The 2941-nt window shown below is 64.0% G+C and carries 3 protein-coding genes; all 3 read right to left on the reverse strand.

Annotated elements, in window-relative coordinates:
• Positions 1-987 (reverse strand): TniB family NTP-binding protein (locus K5E40_RS34155; protein WP_002073660.1); only part of this gene is annotated, 987 nt, incomplete at its 3' end.
• 2 nt (positions 988-989) lie between these two features.
• On the reverse strand, positions 990-2669 hold the full coding sequence (locus tag K5E40_RS34160) for a Mu transposase C-terminal domain-containing protein (protein ID WP_000179844.1): 1680 nt from the start codon (positions 2667-2669) through the stop codon (positions 990-992).
• A gap of 74 nt (positions 2670-2743) precedes the next feature.
• On the reverse strand, positions 2744-2941 hold a 198-nt coding region (locus tag K5E40_RS34165; protein WP_221734414.1), incomplete at its 5' end, for a hypothetical protein.

Genomic DNA, 2941 nt, shown 5'->3' on the forward strand with positions numbered 1-2941 from the left:
CAGAACGCCTAGAACTCGAAATCTAACGTCCGTTCGGGCATCGAGGTCCATGTCGGGGTGGGACGGGCCCGTGGCTTCAAGATCACTTGCAGTCCGACCGCGATGTCTTGGTTGCGCGAGAGGTTGTCGACAGGCCATGCTGAGTGTGCGATGGTTGATCGCTTCCTCGCCGCTCTCCACGGCGACGATGGCCGCCGCCATCAGCAAGTGCGCCAGTTCCCCTATGGTGCCCTCGCTGCGTGTGAGCAGGTAGCGAGCCATGTCCAGCGTGGCAATTGGGGAAGGCCGGCGCAGCGGGAGCGAAGCGGCGAAGCTGGCCAGCAGTGAGCAGCAATCGTCGTTGGCCTCCCATACCGGCAGCATCATCGGCTCGAAGCGATTTTCCAACTGGTCATCGGAGCGGATGGCTAGGTAGGCGTCGCGCGTGCCTACCCCAACCAACGGGATGCGCAGTTCGTTGCCGAGGAAGCGCAGCAGGTTGAGGAATTCCCGGCGGTTGACGCTGTTGCCGGCCAGCACGTTGTGCAGCTCGTCGATCACCAGCATGCGCACGCCGACCTTGCGCAGCAGTGCCAGAGCCAGTTGCTCCATTTCCGGCAACCGTGGGCGTGGGCGCAGCGGCGCGCCCATCGCGGCGAGCAGCGCGACGTAGAAGCGGATCACGGACGGCTCGGACGGCATCTGCACGACCAACACCGGGATGTGCTCCTGGTCGGCGTCGGAGCTGGCCGGGTGGGTGCGGCGGAACTTCTCGACGATCATCGACTTGCCATTGTTGGTCGGGCCAACCAGCAGCAGGTTGGGCATGCGTTGCTTGTTTGGCCACGCATAAAGGGCTTCCAGCCGGTTCAGCGCCTCGACTGCGCGCGGATAGCCGATCCAGCGGTCGGCGCGAAGGCGCTGGATGCGCTCGTCCGCCGGAAGACGGGCCAAGCCCTGGGCCGCCGGCAGCAGGTGGGACAGGTCGATGATGGGATATTCGTCCACGGCTACCACTCCTCAATCTGGTCGAACGGTTTGGCGGGTGGCAAGTTGTCTGCCTGCGGGTCGGCAATATCCGTATCCGGCGGAACGGGCTTGTCCGGCCGAGCTGATGTCTTGAGGTGCTGGCGGCGATCCGCGTCACGCCGCGCCTTGCGTGTGGCCTTCTGCGCGCTGGTCACAATCTCACGCATCTGGCCGATCATGCGGAACAGCGCCGACTCATCCACCTGTTCGCGCCCTTGCTGCCGCAGTTTCGCCAGCGCCTGCCGTTGTTCCCAGAGGGTGACAGCCGGATGCGACAAGGTACGGTAGGGAATTTCCAGGTAATGCTGTCCCTCCGGTTCCAGGACCCAGATACGGCTGATGTCGCGCGGATCGCGCCGGATCAGAAAGGACGGCCAGCGTTCACGCCGCGCAATCCACGGCTTGAGCGCATCGGCGTAGTAGTGGATGTGGTCGATGACAAAGCCGGTGCGGGTCAGCGTGCGCCGGAGGATCGGCAGAAAATCGACCAGGAACGAAGTAGCGCGTGTGACGACGGCCGGTACGCCGACACGCGCCACGGCCTCGGCCCAGCGCGCGGCCGGCGGTTGGAGCAGGCCGTTGTGCACCGAACCGTGGTAGGTGCCGACCGCCAATGTGAGCCAGCGCTCTAGCTCGCGCAGCGTCAGGGCGGCCTTGTTTTCGGAATCGTAGTCGCCGCGCTGGTCAGGGTTGGAGAAGGTCGTTCCCGGCAGTTCGTCGTGAATCATCTGCATCGCCGTGCCGATGATCCGTTCCACGATGCCGCCATAGTGCGGCTGTCCCAGCGGGCGATAGTCCAGCCGGATGCCATGCTGCTCGCAACCCCGGCGCAGGGCCTCGCTCTTGAACTCGGCCGCGTTGTCTAGGTAGAGCAGCAAGGGCTTGCCGCTCATCTGCCAATCCATTTCCACGTTCAGTCCTTCCAGCCAAGGGCGCTTGTCGCAGGCGACATGCACGAGGCACAGGCCAACCGAAACGGCAGACGGCGCTTCCAGCGTGACGACCATGCCGAGCACGCAGCGGGTGAACACGTCGATGGCGAGGGTCAGGTACGGGCGGCCAATAGGTTGCCGGTCGCGGTCATCGACCACGATCAGGTCGATGACCGTATGGTCTATCTGCACCTGCTCCAGCGGCGCGGTCACGGCAGGAGGCTCGCCGCCCACACCTTGTAGGTCACGAGCGGCATCCTGGCCTTCCCGCCGGCGGATGACCTTGCGCGGGTCAAGGCTAGCGATCCGTAAGGCCACGGTATTGCGCGCCGGCACTCGCAGTTTTTGAGCCTTGCACACCTGAGTGACTTCGCGGTGAAAGGCCGCTAGGCTGCGCTTCTGCTTGGTCAGGAACCGCTTTTGCAGTAGCTCGTGGATGACGCGCTCGACCGGTTCCGGCAAGCGCCCCTTACCTTTACCTCCACCGGACTGGCCGGGCACCAGATCCGTCACGAGGCCGCTGCCTTGCCGGGCACGCCGGATCAGAACGTATACCTGGCGCCGAGACAAGCCCAGCGCCTGAGCCGCCATATCGGCCGCTTCGTGCCCGACCGTCTCCGACTGCGCCAACGGACTGATGATCTCCGCACGACGGCGCGCACGCTCCCAAGCCTCATCAGGCAGAGTGGCCACGCCTTGTTCTGGAATCCGTGGGGTGTCCGTCGCCATGCTCACCTCGCTTTGGTGCACACGAGTATTGAGCATAGTCGAGATTGGTGCAGATCACTTCTGATATTGAACTGTCAGGAGCTGGCTGCACAACAGCCATTACGCCCAATCAACTGGTGCAGTCGTCTTCTGAAAATGACACCTGACTCGGTGAGGATGGCATCGGGCAGCTCGTTGTCCTTGGCCAGGCGGGTGACGGTGGCCAACTGCTCGTCCAGCAGCTGCAAACGCTCTTCCAGGTACTGGTCGCTGTTCGGGTTGATCGCCAGGGG

This window comes from Pseudomonas baetica, from assembly GCF_019733355.1.
In the GTDB taxonomy this organism is placed as follows: domain Bacteria; phylum Pseudomonadota; class Gammaproteobacteria; order Pseudomonadales; family Pseudomonadaceae; genus Aquipseudomonas; species Aquipseudomonas baetica_A.

Coding starts and splice junctions, on each gene's coding strand:
- K5E40_RS34160 (WP_000179844.1), bottom strand. CDS start 2,669: ATGGCGACGGACACCCCACGGATTCCAGAACAAGGCGTGGCCACTCTG.